At 33.8% G+C, this 22,652-nt stretch carries 24 protein-coding genes; 10 read left to right on the top strand and 14 right to left on the bottom strand.

The genetic code is table 11. The features are described from left to right. Positions 1-13 precede the first annotated feature (13 nt). Complete coding sequence (locus ACT3CE_RS10805) at positions 14-1,009, top strand: PorP/SprF family type IX secretion system membrane protein (RefSeq protein ID WP_444709788.1); 996 nt, start codon at positions 14-16, stop codon at positions 1,007-1,009. 113 nt (positions 1,010-1,122) lie between these two features. On the opposite strand, the gene ACT3CE_RS10810 is transcribed toward ACT3CE_RS10805, so the two are convergent. The 5 genes from ACT3CE_RS10810 to rlmD form a co-directional block, all read right to left on the bottom strand. After that, positions 1,123-1,836, bottom strand: a complete 714-nt coding sequence (locus ACT3CE_RS10810) for a hypothetical protein (protein WP_444709789.1) — start codon at positions 1,834-1,836, stop codon at positions 1,123-1,125. A gap of 107 nt (positions 1,837-1,943) precedes the next feature. Next, positions 1,944-2,714: a peroxide stress protein YaaA gene (gene yaaA / locus ACT3CE_RS10815; protein WP_444709790.1), complete on the bottom strand. Its 771-nt coding sequence runs from the start codon at positions 2,712-2,714 to the stop codon at positions 1,944-1,946. 151 nt (positions 2,715-2,865) lie between these two features. Continuing rightward, complete coding sequence (locus ACT3CE_RS10820) at positions 2,866-5,448, bottom strand: prolyl oligopeptidase family serine peptidase (protein ID WP_444709791.1); 2,583 nt, start codon at positions 5,446-5,448, stop codon at positions 2,866-2,868. Between the two features lie 169 nt (positions 5,449-5,617). Then, entirely contained in the window at positions 5,618-6,073 is a 456-nt protein-coding gene (locus ACT3CE_RS10825) for a pyridoxamine 5'-phosphate oxidase family protein (RefSeq protein ID WP_444709792.1), read from the bottom strand. A 346-nt stretch (positions 6,074-6,419) separates the two neighbouring features. Further along, positions 6,420-7,829: a 23S rRNA (uracil(1939)-C(5))-methyltransferase RlmD gene (gene rlmD / locus ACT3CE_RS10830; protein ID WP_444709793.1), complete on the bottom strand. Its 1,410-nt coding sequence runs from the start codon at positions 7,827-7,829 to the stop codon at positions 6,420-6,422. 175 nt (positions 7,830-8,004) lie between these two features. Here rlmD and ACT3CE_RS10835 point away from each other — a divergent pair, with 175 nt between their 5' ends. The 4 genes from ACT3CE_RS10835 to ACT3CE_RS10850 all read left to right on the top strand — a co-directional run bounded on the left by ACT3CE_RS10835 (position 8,005) and on the right by ACT3CE_RS10850 (position 11,284). Next, complete coding sequence (locus ACT3CE_RS10835; protein WP_444709794.1) at positions 8,005-8,169, top strand: hypothetical protein; 165 nt, start codon at positions 8,005-8,007, stop codon at positions 8,167-8,169. 8 nt (positions 8,170-8,177) lie between these two features. Beyond that, positions 8,178-8,411, top strand: a complete 234-nt coding sequence (locus ACT3CE_RS10840) for a hypothetical protein (protein WP_444709795.1) — start codon at positions 8,178-8,180, stop codon at positions 8,409-8,411. A gap of 111 nt (positions 8,412-8,522) precedes the next feature. Then, the gene (locus tag ACT3CE_RS10845) at positions 8,523-9,263 is read left to right on the top strand and encodes an AAA family ATPase (protein ID WP_444709796.1); all 741 of its coding nucleotides are present in this window, start codon (positions 8,523-8,525) and stop codon (positions 9,261-9,263) included. A gap of 80 nt (positions 9,264-9,343) precedes the next feature. Next, complete coding sequence (locus ACT3CE_RS10850; protein WP_444709797.1) at positions 9,344-11,284, top strand: ABC-F family ATP-binding cassette domain-containing protein; 1,941 nt, start codon at positions 9,344-9,346, stop codon at positions 11,282-11,284. 56 nt (positions 11,285-11,340) lie between these two features. On the opposite strand, the gene ACT3CE_RS10855 is transcribed toward ACT3CE_RS10850, so the two are convergent. Both ACT3CE_RS10855 and ACT3CE_RS10860 read right to left on the bottom strand, forming a co-directional pair. Continuing rightward, positions 11,341-11,598 carry a GxxExxY protein gene (locus ACT3CE_RS10855; protein ID WP_444709798.1) on the bottom strand — a complete coding sequence of 86 codons (258 nt, stop codon included), beginning with the start codon at positions 11,596-11,598 and terminating at the stop codon, positions 11,341-11,343. Next, a complete protein-coding gene (locus tag ACT3CE_RS10860; protein ID WP_444709799.1) occupies positions 11,501-11,719 on the bottom strand; it encodes a GxxExxY protein in 219 nt (72 codons plus the stop codon). The genes ACT3CE_RS10855 and ACT3CE_RS10860 overlap by 98 nt, the downstream gene beginning before the upstream one ends. Before the next feature lie 187 nt (positions 11,720-11,906). Here ACT3CE_RS10860 and rlmB point away from each other — a divergent pair, with 187 nt between their 5' ends. Next, entirely contained in the window at positions 11,907-12,647 is a 741-nt protein-coding gene (rlmB, locus tag ACT3CE_RS10865; RefSeq protein WP_444709800.1) for a 23S rRNA (guanosine(2251)-2'-O)-methyltransferase RlmB, read from the top strand. 153 nt (positions 12,648-12,800) lie between these two features. Next, the gene (locus tag ACT3CE_RS10870) at positions 12,801-13,661 is read left to right on the top strand and encodes a tetratricopeptide repeat protein (protein ID WP_444709801.1); all 861 of its coding nucleotides are present in this window, start codon (positions 12,801-12,803) and stop codon (positions 13,659-13,661) included. 31 nt (positions 13,662-13,692) lie between these two features. Here ACT3CE_RS10870 and ACT3CE_RS10875 read toward each other — a convergent pair whose 3' ends face one another. The 5 genes from ACT3CE_RS10875 to ACT3CE_RS10895 all read right to left on the bottom strand — a co-directional run bounded on the left by ACT3CE_RS10875 (position 13,693) and on the right by ACT3CE_RS10895 (position 18,866). After that, positions 13,693-15,066, bottom strand: a complete 1,374-nt coding sequence (locus ACT3CE_RS10875; RefSeq protein WP_444709802.1) for a 4Fe-4S dicluster domain-containing protein — start codon at positions 15,064-15,066, stop codon at positions 13,693-13,695. A gap of 362 nt (positions 15,067-15,428) precedes the next feature. Next, positions 15,429-16,514, bottom strand: coding sequence for a 3-oxoacyl-ACP synthase III family protein (locus ACT3CE_RS10880; protein ID WP_444709803.1), 1,086 nt, complete (start codon positions 16,512-16,514; stop codon positions 15,429-15,431). Between the two features lie 213 nt (positions 16,515-16,727). After that, positions 16,728-17,282 carry a chalcone isomerase family protein gene (locus tag ACT3CE_RS10885; protein WP_444709804.1) on the bottom strand — a complete coding sequence of 185 codons (555 nt, stop codon included), beginning with the start codon at positions 17,280-17,282 and terminating at the stop codon, positions 16,728-16,730. Positions 17,283-17,317: 35 nt separating this feature from the next. Further along, complete coding sequence (locus ACT3CE_RS10890) at positions 17,318-17,611, bottom strand: PQ-loop domain-containing transporter (RefSeq protein WP_444709805.1); 294 nt, start codon at positions 17,609-17,611, stop codon at positions 17,318-17,320. A 16-nt stretch (positions 17,612-17,627) separates the two neighbouring features. Beyond that, the gene (locus ACT3CE_RS10895) at positions 17,628-18,866 is read right to left on the bottom strand and encodes a mechanosensitive ion channel family protein (protein ID WP_444709806.1); all 1,239 of its coding nucleotides are present in this window, start codon (positions 18,864-18,866) and stop codon (positions 17,628-17,630) included. Positions 18,867-18,978: 112 nt separating this feature from the next. Between ACT3CE_RS10895 and ACT3CE_RS10900 the strand changes: the two genes are divergently transcribed. Beyond that, entirely contained in the window at positions 18,979-20,262 is a 1,284-nt protein-coding gene (locus ACT3CE_RS10900) for a M64 family metallopeptidase (protein ID WP_444709807.1), read from the top strand. A gap of 91 nt (positions 20,263-20,353) precedes the next feature. Here ACT3CE_RS10900 and ACT3CE_RS10905 read toward each other — a convergent pair whose 3' ends face one another. Continuing rightward, on the bottom strand, positions 20,354-20,689 hold the full coding sequence (locus tag ACT3CE_RS10905) for a DUF6249 domain-containing protein (RefSeq protein WP_444709808.1): 336 nt from the start codon (positions 20,687-20,689) through the stop codon (positions 20,354-20,356). 365 nt (positions 20,690-21,054) lie between these two features. Here ACT3CE_RS10905 and ACT3CE_RS10910 point away from each other — a divergent pair, with 365 nt between their 5' ends. Beyond that, positions 21,055-21,630 (top strand): RNA polymerase sigma factor, encoded by a 576-nt coding sequence (locus ACT3CE_RS10910; protein ID WP_444709809.1) that lies wholly within the window; start codon positions 21,055-21,057, stop codon positions 21,628-21,630. Between the two features lie 19 nt (positions 21,631-21,649). Next, on the top strand, positions 21,650-22,075 hold the full coding sequence (locus ACT3CE_RS10915) for a hypothetical protein (RefSeq protein ID WP_444709810.1): 426 nt from the start codon (positions 21,650-21,652) through the stop codon (positions 22,073-22,075). A gap of 189 nt (positions 22,076-22,264) precedes the next feature. On the opposite strand, the gene ACT3CE_RS10920 is transcribed toward ACT3CE_RS10915, so the two are convergent. After that, on the bottom strand, positions 22,265-22,639 hold the full coding sequence (locus ACT3CE_RS10920) for a DUF3127 domain-containing protein (protein WP_444709811.1): 375 nt from the start codon (positions 22,637-22,639) through the stop codon (positions 22,265-22,267). Positions 22,640-22,652: the final 13 nt, after the last annotated feature.

The raw sequence follows: 22,652 nt of genomic DNA on the forward strand, positions 1-22,652 counted from the left end.
AATTTGAAAACTAATGAAGAAAGCTCTAATTGCTTTTTGTGTATTATTTTTTGCCTCAGCGAGTTATTTGCTTGCTCAGGATATTCGTTTTTCACAATTTTATGCAAATAAGTTATACCTAAACCCTGCTTTAGCTGGATCAACCAACTATTCTAATCTAAGTTTAAATTATCGTAATCAATGGCCAAATCTCGATCTTCCGTATGTGACCTATAGTGTGTCTTTCGATAATTTTTACGAAGCTATAAACGGAGGTATTGGTATTACGGTTATTCAGGATGATCAGGGAGATGGAGCCCTAAAAACAACCACCTTCGCTGGAATGTATTCCTTTTATTTAAGAATTAACGATGATTTTATTATTCGTCCGGCTATTCAGGCTGCTTTTATGCAGAAAAAAGTAGATTGGCAGCATTTGGTTTTTCCCGATCAGGTATCTCCAATTTATGGTAGTATTTTTCCTCATAATACGTCAGGTGATCCTTTAAATCGAAGAAAAGATGGCTGGGATTTTTCATTGGGATCAATTGCTTACTATAAAGACTTTTATTTTGGTATTGCGGCTCATCACCTGGCTAAACCCGATTTAAGTTTCGATGATGAACAAAAGGATAAGTTGCAAACAAAATATACAGTGCATGCAGGTGCCGAGTTTGTTTTAGGTGGAAGAAACTATCGATATGCCGATAACTGGATATTGGCTCCTGCAATTTTATATCAGCAACAAGGTGATTTTTCGCAAATGAATTACGGTTTGTATGCCAGTAAAAGTTCAATGGTATTTGGATTGTGGTTTAACCAGAATTTTGAGCCAAATTACGATTCTTTTATTGCTATGGTAGGTTTTGTTACCGAACGATTTAAAGTTGCTTACAGTTACGATTATGCCATTTCTAAGTTGATTCATACCAATACCGGAGCTCACGAAATTTCATTTTCCTTTCCAGTGGTTATGAATATGAAAAAAAGAAGAAAACGAATTAAGGCGGTTCGTTCGCCAGTATTTTAAACAGAAAAAAATGAGGCTTTCAGTTCTGAAAGCCTCATTTTTTTTATTCTGTAGTGAGTTAATATTTTATAAAACGTAAATAAGTAATAATTTCTTTCACTCTTTTACGAATCCTACTTAATTCTTTCCAGATATTTCGATTTTATCTTTTTCATTAAATCAAGGTCTAATTTTTCCGAGTAAATACGAATCATATCTATTGCTTTAAAATGATCGTAAATAAAGCCCAGAGAAGCATCGAAATGAATCATGTCCATATTATACTTTACCTGTTTGGTTAATTCCTCAAATTGGCTCCATGATAGTTTCTGAGGAATTGTAAAGTATCCATGATTGGGTTCGATGTGATCTGTGAAGAATCCATCTTCGAGCACATCAACAGCAAAGAATTTAGTAAGCTGAATCATTGCTTTCGAATTGTGCTGAATGTTTTTGTGCATTTCAAAATTAATTCCTTCGGAAGTGTAAGCTTCCTGCAATTCACGAACCTGATCGTAGGTGTTTAAACGCCTGATACGAATTACATTGTAAACATCGTTGTAAATTGTAATACTTCCAATGGCAGCATGAAATTTTGCATCGAACGATTTCATTATTTTTTGCGTTGCGCGCGTAAACTCCTCCAAACTGTATTTTTTATCGGTAACCAGATAAATATAATATGGTTTAATATCTTTCTGAAGGTTTTCGTAATACTCATAATATCCCGGAAACGGATTAACAGCTTCCAGAACAACTGTATTGGGTAATATTTTATCTTTAATTATCTCCAGAATTTCTTCTTTAAGAAGACTTCCGAATTTTATAGCATAATTTTTAGTAGTCATGGCAAAAGGCTTAATGGATTAATATTCCTGTTGTCTTATACTTAAACATAGTAAATTTTGGAGCTAAAAACAAGATATTCAACTCTTTTTAATAAGGTAAATTTTCTTTAATGATCGCGAGTAAAAACAGGAGCATTCTCTTTTGATAAATTAGGATTGTAGATATATCCATCTAAATCAAAAGCTTTTAAGTCTTCTGGGTTTGTAAGCTTATTTTGAATAATAAAACGAGTCATTAGTCCTCGTGCTTTTTTAGCATAAAAGCTGATTATTTTGTAGTCACCATTTTTTAAATCTTTGAAAGCAGGAGTTATGATATCGGCCTTAATATTTTTATTTTTTATGGATTTGTAGTATTCGTTTGAAGCCAGATTAATTAAATGAGAGTGATTATTTTCTGCTAAATCTTTATTTATAGCATTGGTAATTTTGTCTCCCCAAAATTGATAAAGGTTTTCTCCTTTCGGAGTTTCTAATTTCTTACCCATTTCTAACCGATAGGGCTGAATCAGATCCAGCGGCTTTAAAACACCATAAAGTCCTGATAATATTCGAAGACTAGATTGGGCTTGTTCCATATCCTTATGGCTTAAACTAGTGGCATCAATTCCTGTATATACATCTCCTTTAAAAGCCAGAAGTGCTTGTTTGGCATTTTCGCTGGTAAATGGCAAATGCCAATTGTGAAAGCGTTCGAAATTTAACTGAGCAAGTTTTCCACTTATGCCCATTAAATTAGCAATATCATCAACTTTAAGTTTTCTTAGTACCTTAATTAGTTGTTCCGAATCTTTGGTAAATTGTGAATCAGAATAAATGTTTGTATTTGCTGGAGAGTCAAAATCTAATGTTTTTGCGGGCGATATAATAATTAGCATAAAATGTATTTTTAGAGTGAATCTAAATTTAAATATAATAGTTCGAATCATCAATAGTGTTTATTATTATTGATTGTGTCTTAGGTTTTATCTATAAGTAAGAATAAAAAAAAGAGATTGACAAGCTGCCAATCTCTTTTTAAATTTAGAGTTATAAATTCTTATCAGGATATAAATTATCCCACCATTGTGGTTGATTTTTCAGGTATTTTGCAAAGTAGGCAAATATGGTATTGTTCCAAAGAATGCGTTTGTTGTAGTTTTGTATTAAATGGTTTTGATCTTTTACCTGTACAAATTCTACATCTTTGCCCAAAAGTTTTAATGCCTGATACATTTGAATGCTTTCTCCAAGGGGTACGTTGGTATCCACACTTCCGTGAAGTAATAACATTGGAGTTGTAATTTTATCTGCATTAAACAGCGGACTCTGATCTACGTAAATGTCTCTTCTGTTCCAGGGAAAGGATTTTCCAGTAGCATTCATACTGTAAGAATATCCCCAGTAGCCTTCGCCCCAATAGCTGGTAATATCACTAATCCCTGCATGAGATATCGCGGCAGCAAAAATATCGGTTCTGGTTTGTAACAATTGAGTGGTAAATCCACCGTATGATGCTCCAATACATCCAACTTTACCGGCATCGATAAACTTGTGTTCCTTAATGAATTTTTTGGTTCCGGTAATAATTTCGTCGGCAGTGGTAATTCCCCAGTTGTTTTGGTGACGAGCCGAGAATTCCTGACCAAAACCGGTAGCACCGCTTGGCTGTAGCAAATAAACCACATAACCCATTGCAGCATACATGTTCAACGGATAACGTCCGCCAAAGCTTCTTTCTACTGGTGAAGTTCCGCCGTAGTAGTTTACAATCATTGGGTATTTTTTGCTGCTATCGAAGTTTGGAGGATAGTAAACACGACCAATAATCGTGGTTCCGTCATCTTTAGTAAAATTCCAGTCTTCGGTTTTTCCGAATTGTACCTTGGCCAAATGCGATTTTTCGGGATTAGCAATTACATTGTTTGCTTTCGATGCAATATCATATACAAATGCTTTATACGGACTGGAAATTCCACAAGCAATATAGCTGATTGTTTCTCCATTTTCCGATAGATCAAAGTTTTTTACAACGTCTGAACTGCTGTTTAATTCTGTAAATTCTTTTAAGGAAATATTGTAAACAAATAACTTTACGTAATCCTTATCCTGAGCTTGAATGTAGATTTTATTATCATTGCTATTCCATTTGGCACTGCTAATTGCCGGATCGAAATTGTAAGTAATAGGATCGACTTTTTTACTGATCAAATCGTAAAGGTAAAGTTGTCCGTCGTAGTTGTTTGCCAGTGGCTGATTGCCAATGTTCTCGCCAAGTTTGCCAAAACAAGATGGTCCGCCTTGTACCAGTAGTTGTTTTGCATCGGGTGAGTATTGTGCCTGTCCGTCAACTAGTTTATCTTTCCAGATGGTATCCACAGCAAAAGTTTCTACATTCATTTGATATAGATTTTGCTTAAAATATGGATAATCGCTGTAATCGGGGCGAGATGTTGCAAAAAGAATGTACTTTCCATTTTTGCTGATATCGGCTAAATTAGTACTTAAAGTTCCATAGGTTAATCGTTGCTTAACGCCACTGGCAACATCCAATTTATAGAGAAAACTTCGGGTGCGATACCAGGGCAAACGGTCTTCCATTCCCTGGAACTTTTTCATTTTCCAGTCTTCGGAATTGCTTTTTCCTATACTGTAGATGATAAATTTTCCGTTTGGTGCCCAAGTGTACGAAGAGAAATCAGCAATATTGGCGGCAATTTTCTTTTCGGTCTTTTTCTCGAAATCGAAAACAAAAACCGATGTTTTGCCATTGTATGCTTTGGTGTATGAAATTTGATTTCCTGTTGGTAGCCAAACGATATTCGAAAGCTGTGTACCTCGGAAAGTGTAAAGAATCTTACCGCTTTCAATTTCTTGAATCTCTTTCCAGTTCTCACTTTTATCCGATGGAGGTAGAGTTCGGCTGTAGGAAATTAAAGCATACTTACCATCGAAAGATAAAGCGGTGCTTTTTACTTTTGTGCCATCCAATACTTTGTTGATATCCATAAATTGTTTTGGAGAAAGGCTTAAGGCAAATGTATTAGTATTCCAATCTTTTTTAGCTTTTAGTTCCAGTTTGAACTTGTTGTTTTTCTCACCACTTAAAACTTTCACCACAATTTTATGGTGTCCTTGTTCCAGTTTTAAGCTTTTGTTCGATTCTTTGGCTTCATCGGCTTCCTGTGTGTATTGCGACAATTGTTTTTTGTTATCAACATACACCTCAATCATAGGATAGCTTTTCAGAGAAAGTTCCAGTTCGCTCCATTGATCGGTATTCAGATAAGAAACCAGATAGTACAATTGATTTTCTTTGTTGGGAAGGGAAACAAAACCTTTAGAGTTGGTACTTTTCTTTTTCCAGCTTACTTGTGACTGGTTCCAATTCAGTTGATCCGATTCTTTAGGAGAAATCTTACAAAGATCGATCTGGTTTTCCTGCAAAAGGTTTTTCAGTTGAAAAGTATTGCCGCTAAAATCTTCAATTGTATTAAAAGCAGGCAAATGTAGTTCTATGGCATCGCTTGCAAGCCAGTTTTTAATTGTTTTTTGTTTCTCATCTTGTGAAGATGCAAAGCAAAGATTTACACTTAGTAGTACAGCTAATGCTGATACAATAATCTTGTTCATTTTTTTAGAATTTATCTGGTTTGTTGTTTGCTTCAATACTACAGAATATTTGAAGGTTTTAAAAGGATATTTGTCAGCTTAATTATCTGGTGCGAATCAAGAGGTAAAAGTCCTCCCAATGCCCATTTTCTCCAACTAAATATTGAACTTTTGTAACTTTGTTGCACTTTTAAAGGCTTGTTTTTCCTGATATTTCTCTGATGTTTACCTTAAGAATCAGGATGCGATCGACGTAATTGGGATTGTATTCATTATTCATTTTACCAGCTTGTTGCATTAGGATATCTAAGCCAGCAGTTTTATCAGCGAAATTGGTAAGTATTTCTACATCTGCGCTTCCCACTACCGATTGGTATTTTGTGGTCCATTGGCACGATTCGGCATGCTTGATTAGTTCATTGCCAAAATCGATTTGAAAACCTACTTTGTTATTTGCTTTCAGCAGATCTATTTTCTTTCCCTCTTTTGCACAGTGTATAAACAAAGCATTATCGGCATAGCCATAATTTAATGCCACAATGTATGGATAGGGAGTATCGTGAATGGCCAGTCGGCAGACTTTCGATTTTGTAAGGATTTCTAACAATTGATTTTGATCGGTAATTTCTCTTTCTTTTTTGCGCATTTTTTAAGGAATATAAATACAGTAAAAGATTGTTTTTACATTGTAAACCTACAAAATATTGCGAAAATATTGTTTGGAGTTAGATTTAAATTCCAGGTGTAAGCCAAGTTGGTATTCTCAATATAACTGGGATTACCTATAGTGTTTTGTGCGGGCTTTATATTGATAATCCTACTTGGAGTGAATAGCCCGTATAGATTCATTGCATGTTTTCTGCAAATTAGCAAGCTAAATCTGCGTGAATCATAAATATCTTATAAAATCTGTGTCTAAGAATTGAAGTAATAAAAAAGCCCGCAGAGATTTTCTTTGCGAGCTTTAGAATATATTTCTTAGCGAGAACCAACTAGCGTTTTTCCAACTGCACAATATTCTCCACATGATGAGTGTGTGGGAACATGTCTACAGCTTGTACTTTGGTTACTTTGTAGGCTTCGTCCATCATGGCTAAATCGCGTGCTTGTGTTGCCGAGTTACAGCTAACGTAAACAATACGTTTTGGTGCGGCATGCAGAATTGTTTCCACCACATCGGCGTGCATTCCGGCACGAGGAGGATCAACTATTATTGTATCTGGCTGTCCGTGAAGTTCAATAAATTCTTTGGTCAGCACATTTTTCATGTCGCCGGCAAAGAATTTTGTGTTGTCAATTCCGTTAATTTCCGAGTTTACCTTTGCATCTTCGATAGCTTCAGGCACATATTCGATACCAATAACTTGCTTGGCTTGTTTGGCCACAAAGTTGGCAATGGTTCCGGTTCCTGTGTATAAATCGTAAACCACTTCGTCGCCTGTTAGTTCTGCAAACTCTCTTGTTTTGCAGTACAAATTGTAGGCTTGCTCAGAGTTGGTTTGATAGAACGATTTTGGACCGATCTTGAATTTTAAACCTTCCATTTGCTCAAAAATATGATCATTTCCTTTAAATAAAAGAACTTCTTGATCGGTAAGAGAATCGTTGGCTTTCTCGTTTATTACATACATTAAAGAAGTTATTTCCGGGAATTTTTCTGCCAGATGATTTAGTAGAGCCTCTCGTTTTTCTACATCTTCATGATAAAAAACAACGATTATCATGTTTTCTCCTGTTGATGAAGTTCTAACCACCAAAGTTCTTAAAAAGCCTTCCTGATTTCGGATATCGAAAAAACTTAAGCCGTTGGCAAATGCATATTCTTTAATTGCTAAACGTACTGCATTGGAGGGTTCTGGCTGAAGGTGACATTTATTAATATCAACAACTTTATCGAATAATTTAGGTACATGAAAACCAACTGCAGGAGTGCGATCAATATCTTCGCCACTTGCAATTTCTTCGTTGGTTAAATATCTTTTGTTCGAGAAAGTAAATTCTAATTTGTTGCGATAGAATTTTGTTTTTTCCGATGCCAAAATAGTATTTACCTCTGGCAATTCAACTTTTCCAATTCTTTCTAAATTGTCAACAACCTCTTGTTGCTTAAATTTTAGTTGTTCTTCGTAAGGTAAGTTTTGCCATTTACAACCTCCGCAAACTCCAAAATGTTCGCAAAAGGCATCTTTTTTAAGCGGAGAATGCTCGTGAAAGAAAACAGGATATCCTTCCATAAAATTTTTGCGCTTTTTTGTTACCTGTACATCTACAACATCGCCAGGAATAACGTTGGTTACAAACAACACTTTATCCTCAATTTTTGCGATGGCCTTTCCTTCGGCGGCTAACTTCTCAATTTTTACGCTTTCCAGAAGCGGTTTTCTGTTTCTTTTTCTGCCCACTTTTCTTTGAATTTAATTTGGGCACAAAGATATAAAAAGTCGAACAGTGGAAAAGTCCAATAGTCAAAAAGTCGTATTGTGTTTCTCAATACTTTGTACTTGATACTTGTTACTTTAATTTTATATCTTTAGCTCGTACCCCAAAAGCCAAATTTTATTTTTTTATAATCTTATTATGAATAAGCTACTTGCTGTTTTAGGTTTGTTCTTATTGTTGTCTTGTAGCACCAAAGAAACTACAAAAGTGCCATGTTTTGCATGGCTTGGAGGTACAGGAGAGGCTACCGATATTGAGTTATCTGACAATTTTGAAAATCTGAAAGAAAAAGGAATCTATTGAGAGTTTAAATGGTGAGAAACCTGTTTACAGTGGTTTGTTTATTTGTCCGAAACCAAATTGCGAAAGCAAAAGAGACCGATCCCGAAAATCATGGTTTGCTTCCCGAAGAAATGGGAGATGCAATTCGCGAATCGATGGAAAATGGAGCCACAGGAATTTGTTTGTTTACTCCCGATAGAATGACAGATGAGCATTGGGTAGAATTTGAAAAGGCCATTCTTAAAAAACATGTAATAAAATAAGCTTTTTTAAGCGGTAAAGTACTGAAAGAGAATTCTACTAAGGAGTTCTCTTTTTTAGTATAAAATACTAAGTTTGCAAAACAAACAACATTAACAACATAGCATATACAAATGAATCACTTATTTATTCCGAACAAGGGAAGAGTTAATTTTGAAGATATTATTTTCGACGAGGAGCTATCTATTCAAATTAATCAGTTTTTAAGAGAATATGAGCATGTTGAGATTTTATCCAAGTATAATTTGCCCGTAATTAATAAAATTTTGCTTTTTGGGAAATCGGGTTGTGGAAAAACCATGACTGCTAAAGCTATTGCTCATAAACTAAATAAAAAGCTAAAGACAATTAACCTGGGAAATATTATCTCTTCAAAACTGGGCGAAACATCTCGAAATATTGCTTCTGCTTTTAAAATGGTAGAAACCCAGGAGGCTGTTTTGTTTTTCGATGAATTCGATTCCTTAGGAAAAGAACGAAATTACGATAATACCGATAGTAGTGAAATGAAACGTGTGGTGAATGGTATGATTCAGATGATGGATAATTTACCTAAAAATTCTGTTATTATTGCTGCAACCAACCAAATTGAAATGATTGATGAAGCTTTGGTGAGACGTTTCGAATTAAAAATGGAATTTCACAATCCAAATCAACAAGATCTGGATAGATTATACGACAAATTATTATCAAAATATCCAGGTGAATATACCAGATTTACTCGTATTTATGATATTTCTTTTGCCGAAGCAGAAAACAGTGTCATGAATCAGGTTAAAGAAAATATCATTCAATCCGAATTATTAAAAAAAGCGAATATTATTGAGGAACAAATGTTAGCAAGCCGTAATTAGTATACATTCGTTTTTATGGATAACGATTAATTAATATCTGTTGTTATCTTTGTCGCTTGAACGAAAAAATCTGATATATCATGATCTCTATAAATAATCTTACCGTTGAATTTGGTGGATTTACTCTTTTTAAAGAAGTAAGCTTTATTGTAAATACTCGCGATCGAATTGGTTTAGTGGGAAAAAATGGAGCTGGCAAATCTACATTGCTTAAGATATTTTCAGGGTTTCAAGCTCCTAGTAAAGGTACTGTTTCGGTTCCTAACGAGGTGAAAATCGGATATCTGCCACAGCAAATGAACCATGTTGATGGTAAAACAGTAATGGAGGAAACCCTTACCGCCTTTGAGGAGGTTATAGCAATGGAAAAGCAAATTGCTAAAATTAATGCCGAAATTGCTGAGCGTACAGATTATGAGTCGGAAAGCTATATGAAGCTGATAAATCGACTAACAGATATAAATGATCGTTACCACATGATGGGTGGCGAAAATGTGGATGCTGAGGCCGAACGTACTCTTATGGGTTTAGGCTTTTTGCGTTCTGATTTTACTCGTCAGACGAATGAATTTAGTGGTGGTTGGAGAATGCGTATCGAATTGGCAAAAATTCTTTTGCGTCGTCCCGATGTATTTTTACTGGATGAGCCAACCAATCACTTGGATATTGAGTCTATTCAGTGGTTAGAGGATTTTTTGAAAGTTTATCCGGGAGCTGTTGTTTTGGTATCGCACGATCGTGCATTTTTAGATAATATAACCAACAGAACAGTTGAAATTTCGGTAGGAAAAATTTACGATTATAAAGTTCCCTATTCCGAGTATGTTGTTTTACATGCCGAGCGCAGGGAACAGCAGATGAAAGCCTATATTAATCAGCAAAAAATGATTAAGGATACCGAAGAGTTTATTGAACGATTCAGGTATAAAGCAACAAAATCGGTTCAGGTGCAATCGAGAATCAAACAACTCGAAAAAGTAGATAGAATAGAAATTGATGAGGAAGATTTAAGTAAATTAAGTCTTAAGTTTCCTCCTGCTCCCCGCTCGGGCGATTTGGTTTGTGAAGCAAAAGCTTTGAGTAAAGCTTATGGAGATCTTTTGGTACTTAATGATCTTGATTTTGTTATAGAAAGAGGAGAGAAACTTGCTTTTGTTGGGAAAAATGGAGAAGGAAAATCCACTCTTGTAAAAGTACTGATGGGAGAATTGGAACATACGGGAGTTTGTAAAATAGGGCATAATGTAAAAATCGGATATTTTGCGCAGAATCAGGCTCAACTTTTAGACGATAACAAAACTGTTTTAGATACTATTGATGATGTTGCCGTGGGGGAAGTCCGTACTAAAATTAGAGATATTTTGGGCGCTTTCATGTTTCGCGGCGAAGATGTGGATAAGAAAGTAAAAGTCCTTTCTGGTGGGGAACGATCCAGATTGGCAATGATTCGTTTATTGCTTGAGCCAGTAAACTTACTGGTACTCGATGAGCCTACCAACCACTTGGATATGAAATCGAAAGATGTGCTAAAAGAAGCATTGTCGCAATTCGATGGAACGGTGATTGTTGTATCTCACGATCGTGAATTTTTAGATGGATTGGCTTCTAAAGTTTATGAGTTTACCAATAAAAAGATAAAAGAACACCTGGGAGGTATTTATGATTTTCTGCGTTCAAAAAAAATGGAAACTTTAAAGGAGCTGGAGGTAAAAAAATCAACTGTTCAGGAAAAAACCATTGTAGCACCTTCGGAGAATAAGCTTAACTATTTGGAGCGTAAAGAGCTAAGCAAAAAAATTAATAAAATGGAGCGCAATGTTTCCAAAGCTGAAGAGAATATTGCAAACTTCGAGAAAGAGATTGCCGAAATGGAGGACTTGTTGGCAAATCCCGAGAAAATGCAGGATCAATCTCTTTTTACAAAGTATGAAGAAGCCAAAAAAAAATTGGAAGAGGAGATGTTTGCCTGGGAAGATTTTAATGAGCAGTTGGAAGAGTTGATTGCTGAGAAAGGAGAATAAAAAGTTTCACGCAAAGATCGCAAAGTTTTTTATTTAAAAGATCGCAAAGATTTTTCTTATAGATTATTGACGATTCGATGAATACTGTTTTTTACATATTTTGAATTGAAATTAATTAGTAGCCCAAGTTTTTTACCAGAGAGTCTTAAATAAGTTAGTAGTTGTGAATGGTGAACTGGAGCTAGTTGTTCAACTGATTTGATCTCTACAATTACTTTATCTTCGACTAATAAATCTAGTCTGTAACCGGTTTCTTGTTTGACCTTTTTGTAAATAAAAGGCATTGCTTTCTGACTTTCTACTTTTAAGCCCATTTTGTTGTAATTCGTACATAAGAGCTTGTTCATAAGTAGATTCTAGTAATCCAGGACCAACTGTTTTATGAATTTCAATAACCTTACTAATAATTTTATAAGAAATCTCATTTGCGGTCATATTCGTATATTTAAATAAGTGTAAATTACATTATAAAAATAGATTAGCAAAAAGTGTTTTCCTCTTTGCGTTCTTAGCTTTAAAAAATCTTTGTGTTCTTTGCGTGAAATATACCGAAGCAGTTGGTCGATTGGCTTTTACAACTTACCTTTGTACTCCTATAAATATATCAGTAAGTAATTGATCGATGGCTAAACAAAAACAGGAAATGTTGTTCGGTATTAGAGCAACAATGGAAGCAGTTAAAAGTGAAAAAGAAATTGAGAAAGTATTAATTCGTAAAGGATTAACCGGACGATTATACAATGAATTATTTGATTTAATTCGCGAGAAAGAAGTTGAGTATCAGTTTGTACCAGCAGAAAAAATTAAATCTTTAGATCAGCATAATAATCAGGGAGTTGTAACATTAATTGCTCCTATTGCTTATCAGGATATCGAAGATGTAATTCCTCAGATAATGGCTGAAGGAAAAAATCCATTAATTTTAATACTCGATCAAATTACTGATGTTCGTAATTTTGGTGCCATTGCTCGTTCTGCCGAGTGTGCAGGAGTGCAGGCTATTATAATTCCATTTAAAAATTCAGCTAAAATTACTCCTGATTCTATTAAAACTTCGGCTGGAGCTTTATATAAAATTCCGGTATGTAGAGTTCAGAATTTGAAGACTATGGTCAGAGGGCTGAAAAAAGAGGGAATTAGAATTGTTGCATCAACCGAAAAAGCCGAGCAGTTTTATACTGAAGCAGATTTAACTCTGGCAACAGCAATTATTATGGGATCGGAAGATACAGGTATCGAAGATGCTTTATTGCGTTTGGCTGATGATCAGGTTAAAGTTCCAATTTTAGGTGAAATAGAATCGCTTAATGTATCAGTTGCTGCATCATTAATGGTTTACGAAGCTGTTCGACAAAGAAAATAATAGAATAAATTAATGATACAAAGCGCAGGAATTTTTTTTCTGCGCTTTTTTTTTAAACTATTGTATAAATTTTTAGTCAAAGTATTCACCCTAATCTATTTGTTTAGCGTCAAATTATAAAGGACTATTTACAGATTAATCAATTAGGTAATTATGAAAGGATTTTTAACAGCAGTATTACTATTGGTGTCATTTTTTGTATCGGCACAAGATTTTGATGCCTTTCTGAATAAAGCAAATAGTAAGTTTTTCGATAAAAATTATCAGGAGGCTTTAAAGGAGTATCAGGCTTTACTTGAAAAAGAAATTGGAGATTCGATACAACGATCCTGGGCTTTTGGCTATGTTGGTGTTTGTAAGCAAGAGCTGGGCAAAATTGAAGAGGCAAAAAAAAGTTATCTAAAAGCTATGGAAATGGGTACTCCAGGACCAAGTTTTTATCAAAAATGCCTGGCAATTTATAAATCGGAAAAGGATGTAAAAGGGCAAGAGTTTGTTCTTTTGGCAAAAAAGAAGAATATGCCTCATGAATACAGAAAAACGGTGAAAAGTTTGGTGTATTTATATGTGAATTCGAAACAATTTAAAAAGCTTTTACCACTTTGTGATGAATTATTGGAATGGTATCCTAATAATTATAAATACAGATATTTTAAAGGAGTTTCATATCAGAAATTAAATGAGATAGAAAAAGCAAAAGCTGAATATCGTAAAGCCGTATCATTAAAATCAGACGATGTTAATTCCAATATGAATTTGGGTATGATTATTTTTTTAAGAGCTAATAAAGACTATGATTTGGCAGTTAAAAAATATGAAGCCATAGCTAAACCAACAGATGATGATTATCAGAAATGTAAATTAAAGCTGGCAGCTGCCCGAAAAGGAATGCGACAGGCTGAACCTTACTTGTTGGAAGCTTACAATGCTAAACCCAATAAAAATGTTAAAAATGCATTGTTTAATCTTTACAGAAAATGTAATGAACAAAGTAAGTCAAAAGTTTATCAGTAAAAATTATTGATACATAGAAAGTGCAAATGTTTTATTCTTGTGTTTTCTTATTTCCAGGAATCCATTGAGGCATTTTTTTGGGTTTTGGCTTATTTCCATAAAAGAAATCATCCAAATAAACTGCAAGTATTCTAAAAAGAGAGGAATGTTTTATTCCCCATCGAATGCAATTGTGAAGAAAATTATCGGGATGAGAGTACGGACAAGTTGCCATGCATCGGCCGCAGTCAGTACCAGATTTACACCAGTAGGTGAAACATGATTCAGAATTAATTTGCCAGCGTTTTATGCCATCTACCAGTTTTGGTTCATCAAAAGAAATTGATTGGCTGGGACAAACTCTGGCGCACTTCTTACATCTATTGCAAAAATCGATTAATGAATTATCTTTTTCCCACTTATCAGCAGGTAAATTTAAATCTGTTGTTATAACTCCTAGTCTTACTCTAGGTCCTTGTTTTGGTGTCATTAACAAGCCCATGCGGCCAATTTCTCCAAGACCCGAATCTCTTGCAACTAAAGGACAGATTACTTCATAATTTCCATCGACATGTGCTCTGGCCGAATATCCTAAACTTCGTAAGAAATGAGCCATTTGAACAGCTATTCTTCCAGCATCAAGATATTGTTGTCCCGATTCCATTACAATTGATGCCTGTGGGGCAGCACGAACCATTTCATGAGTCATTTCTACTGTAAAAGCAATGGCATGGGTATGTGTACTTTTTATTTCTTTTGAATAGTCTTTTCCTCTTCCTTTGTGAGAATAAAAGTGATAATCGGACAATTTTGTTATTCCTATATTTAGTGCGCCTAGTTTTTTGCTCCATGCTTTTAGAAATTTTGCAATTTCAGCAGGATCTAGCTGTTCTTTGTCAGGATTTATTTCCCCATCAACAGCAGTTCTTAACTTGTCAATCGTAAAGAAACTCGAGTTGGCTGCAGCATAAGCTATTCGATTATAAAAAAGAGATCCTTTTGCCGTTAAGCCTGGTTCTTTTCTGAATTTATCGTCAAGTGGTTTTTTATCAGGATATTTTTGATAGTATTTATTAAAATTATCAGATCCTTCTATTAGTTCACTTCTTGAGAACATAATGTTTCGTTCGTCAATTTTATGCAGTGGATAATTATCAGTACTATTTTTATTGGATGAAAAAGGAATTAGAAATAGACAAAAGGTTAAAAATAAATCTGCAACAAAAATAAAGGCGGCAATTTCCCATGAATAATACCAGGTAAAAAGATAGGGAAGAGGAAGTAATAGTGCAATTAAAAAAGCTTTGAAGGCTGCTTTTTTTTCTTTTTCGTAAATAAAAACAAAGCTCGAATAAACAAAGATTAAAAAAAAGAGTAATGCAACAAGTAAACAAATTTGTAGTGAGTAAAAATAGATGTTATTCATAATTAGGAGTGCTTAGAATCGAAAGATATATTAAATTTTTATTATAAAATCTAAAAGTTCAATATTTGTGAATTCTGCTGCTTTGTGTAAGAGAAATATCTGCAAAAAATTACCCGAAACAAATAAAATTGCTTCGGGTAATTATTGTATAGTAATTTAGGGTTAGAATACAGTTTTTATAAAATCTGATATCTTATCAATCTCCTCTATCCCTTTTGTTTTCTAGCTTCTATCAGATTAAGCTTCGCTAATTTAGAAAAAATATTCTTGAAAGCAATACTTTTTGCGAAATCTTTCTACAATATGTTTACTTTTTAATATTCTAATCTAAAAATCAAGATATTTATTGGTCTAAATTGAATTTAGACCTTATAAACAAACGAATTAATATTCATTCCGGCACCTACCGATGTAAAAACTACATGGTCGCCAGGTTTTAACTCATGACCGTCTAGTTTTCCTTTCGAAATTTGATCGTATAAAATAGGCACAGTAGCTACCGAGTTGTTACCCATATTTTTAATAATCATTGGCATAATACCATCAGGAACTTTTTTCTCTTTGTAAAGGCGGTATAGTCGCTTCCCAATTGCATCGTCCATTTTTTCGTTGGCCTGATGAATTAATATTTTTTTAATGTCTTTAATATCTAATCCGGCCTTATCGATACTTTCTTTTACAACGCCAGGAACGTGAGTAATTGCATATTCGTAAATTTTACGACCATACATTTTAATAAAATGACTGGTGTTATTGCCTTCATAATCTGCATTGTCCGAGATATCTGCTCTTAAGAAAAAAGCCTCGTTTTTTGTATCTGTTCGAATGGCATGAGATAAAATACCAGACTCTTCTTCTCCTTCACAAGCTTCTAAAATGGTAGCTCCGGCTCCATCAGAATAAATCATACTGTCACGATCGTGAGGATCGCAAACTCTGGATAATGTTTCTGATCCAATCACTAATACTCTGTTTGCATCGCCCGATTTTATAAAGTAGTTTGCCTGAATCATACATTGAATCCATCCCGGACATCCGAAAAGAACATCGTAGGCAATACATTTTGGATTCTCTATTTGTAGCAGATTTTTAACTTTTGCCGCTAAACAGGGTAGCTGATTACTTAAACTTGAGTTGGGACGTATATCTCCAAAATTGTGTGCAACTAAAATATAGTCGATACTTTCTTTGTCAATATTTGAAGACTCAAGCGCATCTTTTGCTGCCAGATAAGCCAAATCGGATGACGTTTGATTTTCATTGGCATATTTTCTTTTGTCGATGCCTGTAATTTCTTGAAATTTTTCAATAATTACCTCGTTTGGAGTTTCTATTTTTTGTCCTCCCGGCTCAAAAAAGTCGTGATTGATAAAATGTTCATTCTTAACTTCGATGGTTGGCAGGTAACTTCCAGATCCAACAATTTTCGAAAATCTTTTGGTACTCATTGTTTTTGTTTTTAATTCACAAAACTGAGGGTTAAATTGAGTGCTCTCAGCAACACCTTTAGAAACATATTCCTAATTATTTGAACAAGTAGTAGAAGGTTTGTCTCGAGAGACAAGCAGTTTGGTGTGTGTGCTAAGTTATATATTTTTTTTAAAAGGAAACAAATTTATCCTTATTTAGAAGTCAGATAGAATGTATTTTAATTTTTGGAATTATTTCAATAAATCTTCTTTTAAGTTTTTGTCGGCTGGTTTATCGCATAGCCATATTCCAAAAAGAGCTTTCTTAAAATCTATGCCTTTAATTGATGCTTTTAGTTTCCCATTTTTATAAACCAAAGTTCCCTCAATCGGACAATAAACAAATTCGAAACGGTCTTTTTTCTCAATTTCACCTAAAAAAACAGAAATAAAATTCTCAATTTCTTTTGCTATGGGAGTAATATTGCCTTTTGTGGCATTCTTAAAACCTTCGCGAGTTGCTTTCTCCATTTTTTCCGAAGTAATTAGTCCCGAAGTAATTTCGAGACGAATGCCCATGCATTCATCTTTATTAATAATTTGTTCTGCATCGGAAATTTTGTTTTTCATATACAAGCCCATTGCATACATGTCCATCCAAAGCTTAACCCTTGTGCCCGATCCATGTAATTGCATTTGTTGTTCCTTAATTACCATTTCGTTTGGCAACTCAACACCTCCAACTTTGGTTTGGGCAATAGAGCAAAATCCCGATAGTATAAAAAGTAGAGTTAATAAGTGTTTCATGAAAATACTTGTTTGTGAAATGATAAAAAATGTATTTATGAATAAATTAATTTGGCATAGCACAGGTAAAATGTTGCAACAATATTTACCATATAGTTAAGCCATAAAGGATACTGACGGCTTCCGGATTTTAAGTCGCCATTTACAATATAGATAAATGTAAAGAATACTCCAAAAGCCCACATTAACAGAAAAGGCCAGTTAAAGCTTCCTACATCGTGAGTTTTCCATGTTTGTACTACCTGAGGAATTACTCCGATACTAAGAATTATATTTCCGAACCACCCTAAAGATTCGAAAAAGTCGAGCTTTTTTATTGATTTTATCATATTTAGAGAGCTTATATTAGTTGATTAGTTTTTGAAAATCATCTCCCGTAGGATTTTGAAATACTTTTAAATTGAATTCTGGAACTATAGCTAAAATGTGATCAAAAATATCAGCTTGAATTGCTTCGTAATTTGCCCATTCCTGATCTTTTGAGAATACATAAATTTCTATGGGTAGTCCTTTTTCAGATGGCTGTAGCTGGCGAACCAAGAAAGTCATATTCTGATTTATTTTTGGATGATTATGCAGGTATTCCTCAACGTATCTTCTAAAAGTTCCAATGTTGGTTAGTCTTCTTTGGTTTACAGGTATTTCTCCTTCGGGATTTGAAGATTTAATTTCTTCGCTTTTATTTCTTATGTATTCTTTGATCAGCTTAATTTTTTCGAATCGCTTGATATCTTCTTCCGAAAGAAATTTTACTGATTTCACATCGATGTTTAAGTGACGTTTTATTCTTCGGCCGCCTGATTCTTCCATTCCTTTCCAATTGTTGAATGATTCAGAAACAAGTGCGTAAGTTGGAACCGTACTAATGGTTTTATCCCAGTTTTGAACTTTTACAGTATTTAAACTAATGTCGATAACTGTTCCGTCGGCACCTTTTGATGGCATAGAAATCCAATCGCCAATGTTTACCATTTTGTTGGCCGATAGTTGAATAGAAGCTACAAATCCTAGTATGGTATCTTTAAAAATTAAGAGGATAACAGCAGCAAAAGCTCCCATTCCTGCAATAATTGTTAATGGATCTCTATCAATAAATATGGCAACAATGGAAATAATTCCCAGAGAATAGAAAAATATTTTAACAATTTGAAGATAGCCTTTTATAGGGCGGGTCTTACTTACGGGCATTGTGTTGTAGATATCATTTCCTGCATTTAGGAAAGTATCTAATAGCATAATGGCCAAAATTATCATGTAAATGTATGCCCCATTTTTAACAAATATACTCCACGATTGATGATCGATAAAGCTGGCACTAAAATATATAATTAAGGCAGGAGCAAAATGAGATATTTTGTTAAAAACTTTTCTTTCCAGCAATATATCATCCCAATGTGTTTTTGTTCTACGAACAATTTTTGTGACAAATGCGATTAGTATCTTCTTTGCAACTAGATCTGACAGCCAGGCAATAATAATAACCAGGGTAACGGCTATTAAAGATTGAAAAATTATTGCCCAGTATTCTGAGAATCCTTCGTTAATTAACCAATTTTTTAATTGAATGCCCAAAAGCTCTCTCATTTTCTATTTTTTTTGAATTAAAAAGCTAAGATATCTATTTCGCTTTGGAAAAGAAAAGTGCAATTGGCAATATTTTGTATTTTTAAACTTTAAACCATAATAGCAGCTAAAAATGAATTGTAAATCCATATTTACCATTGCATTTGTACTAATTTCTTATGCAGGTTTTGGACAGGTTAATTTCGATAGGTATTTTGAAAATAAAAGTTTAAGAATAGATTATATGATGGGAGGGGACTCTAATTCACAAACTGTATTTTTTAAACAGATAAAAGAGGAACCTAATTGGGGCGGAAGTAAAATAAATTTGGTAGATAAATTTGGCTACGGAACTTTTCGATTCAAATTAATTGATGAAGCATCGGAGAAAGTGATTTACTCTAAGGGCTTTAACTCTTTATTTCAGGAGTGGCAAACTACTGCCGAAGCACAGAAAATAAAAAGGGCATTTTATCAGGTAAATGTAATGCCTTACCCTAAAAATAAAGCTCGCTTTGTTCTTGAATCACGAAAGTGGGATGGTAGTATGGAAGAAATTTGGACTTATAATATTGATCCTAAAAATTATTTTATCGGAAAAGAAAATCCTGCTAGTGTGCCATTTACTAAACTTATGGGTAAAGGAGATCCCGATAAAAGTGTTGATATTGCTTTTATTGCCGAAGGATACACCAAAAATGAAATGGAAAAATTTAGAGCTGATGTAAAACGAGTGGCAGGTTATATATTTGATGTGCCTCCTTTCGATAGATACAAGAAGCGATTTAATATTTATGCTTTGGAATCGGTATCGGAAGATTCGGGAACAGATATTCCAGGCGAACATATTTATAAAAATACAGCTGTAAATACAACATTCTATACTTTTGATGTTGACAGGTATTTAACCACTTTTGATCTTAAATCATTACACGATATTAGTGCAAATGTGCCATACGATCAGATTTTTGTTTTAATTAACACCGATCGCTACGGAGGAGGTGGATTTTATAATTACTATTCTAGTTGTTCGGCCGATAATGCATTGTCCTATGAGGTATCCAGTCATGAGTTTGGACATGGTTTTGCAGGTTTAGCCGATGAGTATTATTCTTCGGAAGTGGCTTATGAAGATTTTTATAACTTAAAAATAGAGCCCTGGGAACCAAACATTACCACCTTAGTTGATTTTGAAAAGAAATGGAAGGATATGTTAAAGGAATCGACTCCGGTTCCAACGCCAAGAACAGAGGAATATATTAATACCTTAGGTGTTTTTGAAGGTGGAGGTTATATGTCGAAAGGAATTTATTCACCAGTTCAGGATTGTAAAATGAAATCGAATAAGATGAAGCATTTTTGTCCGGTTTGTGAGAGAGCTGTAGAGAAGGTAATTTTATTTCGTATCGGAGAATGATTATGTAAATTATAGTTACTTGATGATTTTGGTACCCATGTACAAAAAATGCGTTTCAATAAGAAACGCATTTTTTGTGTATATGAATTAACTATTTTTCTTCTTCCTGTTTTTTTGCAATTGCGTAAAAAACGATAAGAGCAAGTCCACCAAATAAGAAGATCATTGAAAAATAGGAGACTTCTTCGATCATTTGGGTGTATTCATCAAGAATATTTCCAATTAAAATTCCTACTGCAAGCCCGATTAGAAGAATTCCATATTTTAAACTTTGCAGAGGACTGCATTTTTTTTCGCTATCAAAAATACTGATATCTATTCCTTTTTCAATTATAGCTTGTCTTTCTCTGTGGCGATATACTAAAAATACGATTAATGGTATTACGCCAAATACAGAAATGATTGCAATTACTCCAGTGATATCCATAATATGAGATTTAAGGTTAAACTTCTGTTATTTCAATTTTAAATTTGAAAAGCGATTTTGTTTTTGCTTCTCGACTTTATGACGCTATCGGGGAAAAATGGGTTACAAAAAAAATAAAAAACTTTTAATAAATATGATTATTGTATTGATATACAGAGTTATGTCTTGCAGTGTGTGATTGATACAAATGGATGATTAGTTATAATTACAGATGATCTGTAACCGAAAGGTATAGATGTGCGTCTAAGTTTTAGAAGATTCGATTAAATAATTAAAATCTTTAGTAAGAAGCAACATTTTTATAAAAAGGGATGTCTTTTGAATTGATAAGAATGATGTTTTTAAAGTTGAAAGCGATTTGAATTATGGCCTTTAGAAAAGATAGCTATTATATTGCAAAAATTAAAGATGGAGACCCTGGAGCTTATGCTGTTCTTGTAGATAAATACAAGAAAATGGGTTTTAATGTTGCTTTGCAATTAATGGGTAATCGCGAGGATGCCGAGGAAGTTACTCAGGATGCTTTTCTAAAAGCTTATCAGGCTCTTGATACTTATAAAGGAGAATCGAAATTTTCAACTTGGATTTATAGAATTATTTATAATACTGCAATATCGCGATTAAGGAAGAAAAAACTGGATACACGTTCAATTGATGATGAATATTCAGCTTCGGTAAATGTAAAATCTACCCAATCGGCGGTAAAGGAGTTGCGAAATGGTGAACGCAAGCAGTATTTAAATAAGGCGCTTAATAAAATGTGTGGTGAAGATAAAGCTTTACTCACATTATTTTATCTGGAAGAACATAGCATTGAGGAGGTTTGTTCTATTACCAGATTATCAAATTCGAATGTAAAAGTGAAATTGTATCGTGCGCGAAAAAAATTATACTCTAATTTAGAGGCGATTTTACACGGCGAATTAAAAACAATATTATAGATCTCGAAAATTAAATGCCATGACAAAAAAAGAAGATATCTATAAAGATGAGTTTATTAAAGAACTTATGAAAGATGTGGAGTTACAGGATCCATCGCAGGATTTTACCAGTGAGGTTATGGATAATGTAATGCAGGATTGGCTTGCCAAACCTATCGAAGTAAAGAAGCCTATCTCCAGAAAACAATGGATAGTAATTGTTCTTTTGGTTTCTATTCTTACTCTTATTGTTTTGGGTACCGATGTTAGAACTTTAATTAATGATTTGGATCATCCGTTTTTTAATCAATTGGATTTGATTTTATTAAAACCGCTTCATCAAATATTGACTAATGTTTTTATTAATCTTAAAAAATTGCCTGTTATAGTTTATATTGTGGTGGTAGCAGTAGCTTCTTTGGCAGCATTCGATGGTATTGTAAATAGATTATTAAATCGCAGATGATTTTTTATGGAGATGGTAATTTTGTACTTATTTTAAGTCGGAATAATATAATATTAAAAGCCACTCTTAATGAAAGAATGGCTTTTAATATTGTATACTGTTTGTATATATAGTTTCTATTAATTGCTAATTATTAATTATAAGCAAAGTGCTGTTAATTAGTATGTTTAGCTTTAATTGGTAGTGTTTTTAAAATGGAAGATCGTCTTCTTCCTGAGCAGGAGGTACATCTTCAGCTTTAAATTCTGGCATTTCCGGTACAGGAGATCCACCACTTTGTACTTTCTCGATTCTCCAGGCTTCTAGGTTTGAGAAATAGTTAGTTTTTCCATCTTTCTCCCATTTGCGACCACGAATATTAAAAGAAACTTTTACTTCTTCGTATAAAGAAACAGTTTCTAAAAGGTCACATCTGTCTTGTGTTAACTGAAATTTAATAAAATCGTTCCAGTCAGAATTTCTTTCATTCTCTACCTCAATAACAAATTCTCTTTTTTTAAAGCGATCGCTAATTTGTTGAGTTTCATCTTTAGCAATTACTTTACCATTGATTTCAAAATTCATAGTATTTTTTTGA

This window comes from Marinifilum sp. RC60d5, from assembly GCF_052400665.1.
In the GTDB taxonomy this organism is placed as follows: Bacteria; Bacteroidota; Bacteroidia; order Bacteroidales; family Marinifilaceae; genus JBQTGK01.

Excerpts from the sequence above, each read along its gene's own strand:
- ACT3CE_RS10885 (WP_444709804.1), bottom strand. The coding sequence starts at position 17,282 with ATGAAACACTTATTAACTCTACTTTTTATACTATCGGGATTTTGCTCT.
- ACT3CE_RS10890 (WP_444709805.1), bottom strand. The coding sequence starts at position 17,611 with ATGATAAAATCAATAAAAAAGCTCGACTTTTTCGAATCTTTAGGGTGG.
- yaaA (WP_444709790.1), bottom strand. The coding sequence starts at position 2,714 with ATGCTAATTATTATATCGCCCGCAAAAACATTAGATTTTGACTCTCCA.
- ACT3CE_RS10860 (WP_444709799.1), bottom strand. The coding sequence starts at position 11,719 with ATGACCGCAAATGAGATTTCTTATAAAATTATTAGTAAGGTTATTGAA.
- ACT3CE_RS10870 (WP_444709801.1), top strand. The coding sequence starts at position 12,801 with ATGAAAGGATTTTTAACAGCAGTATTACTATTGGTGTCATTTTTTGTA.
- ACT3CE_RS10895 (WP_444709806.1), bottom strand. The coding sequence starts at position 18,866 with ATGAGAGAGCTTTTGGGCATTCAATTAAAAAATTGGTTAATTAACGAA.
- ACT3CE_RS10900 (WP_444709807.1), top strand. The coding sequence starts at position 18,979 with ATGAATTGTAAATCCATATTTACCATTGCATTTGTACTAATTTCTTAT.
- ACT3CE_RS10805 (WP_444709788.1), top strand. The coding sequence starts at position 14 with ATGAAGAAAGCTCTAATTGCTTTTTGTGTATTATTTTTTGCCTCAGCG.
- rlmB (WP_444709800.1), top strand. The coding sequence starts at position 11,907 with ATGGCTAAACAAAAACAGGAAATGTTGTTCGGTATTAGAGCAACAATG.
- ACT3CE_RS10845 (WP_444709796.1), top strand. The coding sequence starts at position 8,523 with ATGAATCACTTATTTATTCCGAACAAGGGAAGAGTTAATTTTGAAGAT.
- ACT3CE_RS10810 (WP_444709789.1), bottom strand. The coding sequence starts at position 1,836 with ATGACTACTAAAAATTATGCTATAAAATTCGGAAGTCTTCTTAAAGAA.
- ACT3CE_RS10850 (WP_444709797.1), top strand. The coding sequence starts at position 9,344 with ATGATCTCTATAAATAATCTTACCGTTGAATTTGGTGGATTTACTCTT.
- ACT3CE_RS10880 (WP_444709803.1), bottom strand. The coding sequence starts at position 16,514 with ATGAGTACCAAAAGATTTTCGAAAATTGTTGGATCTGGAAGTTACCTG.
- ACT3CE_RS10820 (WP_444709791.1), bottom strand. The coding sequence starts at position 5,448 with ATGAACAAGATTATTGTATCAGCATTAGCTGTACTACTAAGTGTAAAT.
- ACT3CE_RS10835 (WP_444709794.1), top strand. The coding sequence starts at position 8,005 with ATGAATAAGCTACTTGCTGTTTTAGGTTTGTTCTTATTGTTGTCTTGT.
- ACT3CE_RS10905 (WP_444709808.1), bottom strand. The coding sequence starts at position 20,689 with ATGGATATCACTGGAGTAATTGCAATCATTTCTGTATTTGGCGTAATA.
- ACT3CE_RS10915 (WP_444709810.1), top strand. The coding sequence starts at position 21,650 with ATGACAAAAAAAGAAGATATCTATAAAGATGAGTTTATTAAAGAACTT.
- ACT3CE_RS10840 (WP_444709795.1), top strand. The coding sequence starts at position 8,178 with ATGGTGAGAAACCTGTTTACAGTGGTTTGTTTATTTGTCCGAAACCAA.
- ACT3CE_RS10910 (WP_444709809.1), top strand. The coding sequence starts at position 21,055 with ATGGCCTTTAGAAAAGATAGCTATTATATTGCAAAAATTAAAGATGGA.
- ACT3CE_RS10825 (WP_444709792.1), bottom strand. The coding sequence starts at position 6,073 with ATGCGCAAAAAAGAAAGAGAAATTACCGATCAAAATCAATTGTTAGAA.
- ACT3CE_RS10855 (WP_444709798.1), bottom strand. The coding sequence starts at position 11,598 with ATGGGCTTAAAAGTAGAAAGTCAGAAAGCAATGCCTTTTATTTACAAA.
- ACT3CE_RS10875 (WP_444709802.1), bottom strand. The coding sequence starts at position 15,066 with ATGAATAACATCTATTTTTACTCACTACAAATTTGTTTACTTGTTGCA.
- ACT3CE_RS10920 (WP_444709811.1), bottom strand. The coding sequence starts at position 22,639 with ATGAATTTTGAAATCAATGGTAAAGTAATTGCTAAAGATGAAACTCAA.